The organism is Streptomyces sp. 8K308 (assembly GCF_004348315.1).
Taxonomy (GTDB): domain Bacteria; phylum Actinomycetota; class Actinomycetes; order Streptomycetales; family Streptomycetaceae; genus Streptomyces.
This window is the reverse complement of record NZ_SMKC01000452.1, coordinates 1-4,753: the sequence shown is the minus strand read 5'-3', so window position 1 is coordinate 4,753 and position 4,753 is coordinate 1. Positions and strand designations below refer to the sequence as shown.

The following is a 4,753-nucleotide window of genomic DNA, read 5'->3' as shown; positions in this document are numbered from 1 at the left end:
GGCTCAGCCTTCCAGCTTGGTGACGTCCCGCACGGCGCCCTTGTCCGCGCTGGTGGCCATGGCGGCGTAGGCGCGCAGCGCGACCGAGACCTTGCGGTCACGCTGCGCCGGCACGTACGTGCCGTTCAGCTCGGCACGGCGGGCGGCCAGCTCCTCGTCGGAGACCAGCAGCTCCAGGCTCCGGCTCGGGATGTCGATCCTGATCCGGTCGCCGTCCCGCACCAGCGCGATGGTGCCGCCGGCCGCGGCCTCCGGGGAGCAGTGGCCGATGGACAGGCCGGAGGTGCCGCCTGAGAACCGACCGTCCGTGACCAGCGCGCACTTCTTGCCCAGGCCCCGCCCCTTCAGGAACGAGGTGGGGTGCAGCATCTCCTGCATGCCGGGGCCGCCGCGCGGGCCCTCGTAGCGGATGACGACCACGTCGCCCTCCTTGACCCGCTTGCCCAGGATGGCGGCGACCGCGTCCTCCTGGGAGTCGACCACCACGGCCGGGCCCTCGAACGTCCAGATCGACTCGTCGACGCCGGCGGTCTTCACGACACAGCCGTCCTCCGCGAGGTTGCCGTAGAGCACGGCCAGGCCGCCCTCGGTCGAGTAGGCGTGCGCGATGTCGCGGATGCAGCCGTTCTCGGCGTCGGTGTCGAGGGTCTCCCAGCGCTCGGACTGCGAGAAGGCGCTGGCCGAGCGGCGGCCGCCGGGGGCCGCGTGGAACAGCTCGACCGCCTCGGGTGACGGGGAGCCGCCGCGGATGTCCCAGCTCTTGAGCCAGTCGGCGAGCGAGGGGCTGTGCACCGTGTGCACGTCCTCGCGGAGCAGGCCGGCCCGGTACAGCTCGCCCAGGATGGCGGGGATGCCGCCGGCGCGGTGCACGTCCTCCATGTAGTAGTTGCCGTTCGGCGCCACCTTGGACAGGCAGGGCATCCGGCGGGAGAGCGCGTCGATCTCCTTCAGACCGTAGTCAAGGCCGGCCTCCTGGGCGGCGGCCAGCAGGTGCAGCACGGTGTTGGTGGAGCCGCCCATCGCGACGTCGAGCGCCATGGCGTTCTCGAACGCGGCGCGCGAGCCGACGGCGCGGGGCAGCACGGTCGCGTCGTCCTCGTCGTAGAACCGCCTGGCGAGCTGGACGACGGTCCGGCCGGCCTCCTCGTAGAGCGCGCGGCGCGCGGTGTGGGTGGCGAGGACCGAGCCGTTGCCCGGGAGGGCCAGGCCGATGGCCTCGACCAGGCAGTTCATCGAGTTGGCCGTGAACATGCCGGAACAGGAGCCGCAGGTCGGGCAGGCGTTGTCCTCGATGCGGCGGATGTCCTCGTCCGAGACGCTGTCGTTGGCGGCGTCGGCGATGGCGTTGACCAGGTCGAGCTTGCGGACGGTGCCGTCCACCAGGGTCGTCTGGCCGGCCTCCATCGGGCCGCCGGAGACGAAGACCGTCGGGATGTTGAGCCGCATCGCGGCCATCAGCATGCCGGGGGTGATCTTGTCGCAGTTGGAGATGCAGATCAGCGCGTCCGCGCAGTGCGCCTCGACCATGTACTCGACGGAGTCGGCGATCAGGTCCCGGGACGGCAGCGAGTACAGCATGCCGCCGTGGCCCATGGCGATGCCGTCGTCCACGGCGATGGTGTTGAACTCGCGGGGGATGCCGCCGGCCTCCTTGATCGCCTCGGAGACGATCCGGCCGACCGGCTGGAGGTGGGTGTGGCCCGGCACGAACTCGGTGAAGCTGTTGGCCACGGCGATGATCGGCTTCCCGAAGTCCGCGCGGTCTACGCCGGCGGCCTGAAGCAGGGAGCGGGCACCCGCTGCGTTACGGCCGTGGGTGACGGTGCGGGACCTCAGTGTCGCCATCTCGGTGTCTCCTGCCTTTCCCCTCGCGGGGCGATACGACTGCCCTGCCCTTGGCGGGCGATACGACTGCCACCGAGGTTACGCCCCCCGCCCGCGTTCTGGGACACGGTTTCCGCCCTCCGAGACGACGGGGTTCTCCCACCCGGCAGGCCGGCTCAGGTCGCGGGCGACGGGTCGGCCGGGAGCGGGTCGGCCGGGTGCGGGTCGGCCGGGTGCGGGGCCAGGAGCGGGAGGAGCGGCCGGCGGTCGGCGGTCAGCGCCGCCAGGCGCGTCTCGCACAGGGACACCAGCACCTCGTACCCCTCCTTCCCCATCATCTCCGTCAGCTCGGGCCGGTACGTCACGTACAGCGGCTCGGCCGCCCCGTGCGCCGCCGGCGCCCCCGTGCACCACCAGTGCAGGTCGTGGCCGCCCGGCCCCCAGCCCCGCCGGTCGTACTCGCCGATCGAGACGTACAGCACCTGCTCACCGTCCGGCCGGTCCACCCACTCGTAGGTCCGGCGCACCGGCAGCTGCCAGCACACGTCCGGCTTGGTCTCCAGCGGCTCGCGCCCCTCGCGCAGCGCCAGCGTGTGCAGCGCGCACCCCTCGCCTCCCGCGAACCCCGGTCGGTTCAGGAAGACGCAGGCGCCGTCGATCCGCCGGGTGCGCCGCTCGCCGTCCTCGTCCTTCTCCACCCAGCCGTCCGCCGAGGTGCCCTCGGGGTGGTACTGCCAGGTCTCCGGGGTCAGCCGCGCCATGTGCTCGCCGACCCGCCGCTCGTCGTCCTCGTCGGAGAAGTGCGCACCGAGGGTGCAGCAGCCGTCCGTCGACCGGCCGGCCTCTATCCCCTGGCAGCCCCTGCCGAAGACGCACTGCCAGCGCGACGTGAGCCACGTCAGGTCGCAACGGAACACCTGCTCGGGGTCGGCCGGGTCGCGGAACTCGACCCACGCCCTGGGGTGATCGAGATCGACCTCGTCACCCGCCGCACGCCGTCGCGCTCCGTCGAGCTTCCTGACGGTTCTGCCCGGCTTCGCCCTCTTCGTCTTCGCCACACAGTCAGGGTAAGGGTGACGGTAGCGTTGACCCCCATGAGGCTCGGTGTTCTCGACGTCGGTTCCAACACGGTTCACCTTCTGGTGGTTGACGCGCATCCGGGTGCCCGGCCGCTTCCCGCCTACTCGCACAAGGCGGAGCTGCGGCTCGCCGAACTTCTCGACGCGCGCGGCGCGATCGGGCAGGACGGCGTCGACCGCCTGGTGGCCACCATCCGGGAGGCGCTCGAGGTCGCCGAGGACCAGGGCGTCGCCGACCTGCTGCCGTTCGCCACCTCGGCGGTGCGGGAGGCAAGCAACGCCGACTCGGTGCTGGCGCGGGTCGCCGACGAGACGGGCGTCGCGCTGCAGGTGCTCTCCGGCGCCGACGAGGCGCGGCTGACATTCCTGGCGGCGCGGCGCTGGCTCGGCTGGTCGGCGGGGCGGCTGCTGATGTTCGACATCGGCGGGGGCTCGTTGGAGATCGCGTTCGGCCTCGACGAGGAGCCGGACGCGGCGGTCTCGCTGCCGTTGGGCGCGGGGCGGCTGACGGCGGCCCGACTGCCGGGCGACCCGCCGTCGCCGGCCGACGTGCGGACGCTGCGGCGCGATGTGCGGTCCCAAGTGGCGCGCGTGGTTGGCGACTTCACCCGCTTCGGCGCGGCCGACCGGGTAGTGGCCACGTCCAAGACGTTCAAGCAGCTGGCGAGGATCGCCGGCGCGGCCCGCACCTCCGAGGGCCTCTACGTGCGGCGCGACCTCAGCCGCGAGGACCTGCGGACGTGGGGCCAGAAGCTGGCCGAACTCCCGGTGCGGGAGCGCCAACAGCTCCCCGGCGTCTCGGAGGGCCGCGCCCGCCAGCTCCTCGCCGGCGCGGTGGTCGCCGAGGCGACGATGGACCTGTTCGGCGTCGAATCCCTCGAGATCTGCCCCTGGGCCCTCCGCGAGGGCGTCATCCTCCGCCGCCTCGACCGCATGCGAGACGCTGCCCGCTGACCCTCCGGCCGCAGGCCGGCAGGCCGGCAGGCCGGCAGGCTGGCGGGTGGTCGAGCCGCAGGCCAAGGGCCAGCTGGCAGGCCGCAGAGCGGCCACGGCTCAGGGACCATCGGCTGTAACCGATACGCCGCAGGCCACGGTCCGCTGGCCGCTGAGGCTTCGGCCGCAGGCTGGCGGCTGGCGGCTGGCGGCTGGCGGCTGATGCTTCAACCGATCGGCCGGCCACAGGCCGCCGGCCGTCGAGGCTTCGGCCGCAGGCCGGCGGGCCGCAGGCCGGCGGGCCGCAGGCCGCCGAGGCCTTGACCGATCGGCCGGCCGCAGGCCGGCGAGTGGGCGGCCAAGGGCCAGCCGCAGGCCGCAAAGCGGCCACGGCTAGGGACCATCGGCCGTAACCGACACGCCGCGGGCCGCGGCCCGCAGGCCACTGATTCGGCCGCGGGCCGGCGGCCGCTGAGGCCTCAACCGATCGACCGGCCGCAGACCGGCGGGCGAGCGGCCAAGCGCTGGCCAGCAAGCCGCGAGGCGACCACAGCTCGGAGACCATCGGTCGTAACCGACCCACACCACAGGCCGCCGGCCGCAGGCCACAGGTAGCTGAGGCCCCAATCGGCCACAGGCCGGCAGGCGGACGGCCCAGCGCCAGCCGGCGAGCCGCAAAGCAACCACGGCTCGAGGGCTGCCGGCCGCCGGCCGCCGAGACTTCGGCCAACAGGCCGCGAAGCGGGCACGGCCCGGAGGCCATCGGTCGTGACCCGCACGCCGCCGGCCGCAGGCCGCGAAGCGGGCACGGCCCGGAGGCCATCGGTCGTGACCCGCACGCCGCCGGCCGCAGGCCGCGAAGCGGGCACGGCCCGGAGGCCATCGGTCGTGACCCGCACGCCGCCGGCCGCAGGCCG

At 73.7% G+C, this 4,753-nt stretch carries 3 protein-coding genes; 1 reads left to right on the top strand and 2 read right to left on the bottom strand.

Features of this window, described 5'->3' with window-relative positions; genetic code table 11:
• Nucleotides 1–3: 3 nt before the first annotated feature.
• Together ilvD and E1265_RS33760 are read right to left on the bottom strand one after the other, a co-directional pair.
• The gene (gene ilvD / locus E1265_RS33765; protein ID WP_132934766.1) at nucleotides 4–1,845 is read right to left on the bottom strand and encodes a dihydroxy-acid dehydratase; all 1,842 of its coding nucleotides are present in this window, start codon (nucleotides 1,843–1,845) and stop codon (nucleotides 4–6) included.
• Nucleotides 1,846–2,000: 155 nt separating this feature from the next.
• A complete protein-coding gene (locus tag E1265_RS33760; RefSeq protein WP_132934765.1) occupies nucleotides 2,001–2,882 on the bottom strand; it encodes a hypothetical protein in 882 nt (293 codons plus the stop codon).
• Nucleotides 2,883–2,918: 36 nt separating this feature from the next.
• Here E1265_RS33760 and E1265_RS33755 point away from each other — a divergent pair, with 36 nt between their 5' ends.
• The gene (locus tag E1265_RS33755; protein ID WP_132934764.1) at nucleotides 2,919–3,857 is read left to right on the top strand and encodes a Ppx/GppA phosphatase family protein; all 939 of its coding nucleotides are present in this window, start codon (nucleotides 2,919–2,921) and stop codon (nucleotides 3,855–3,857) included.
• Nucleotides 3,858–4,753 lie beyond the last annotated feature (896 nt).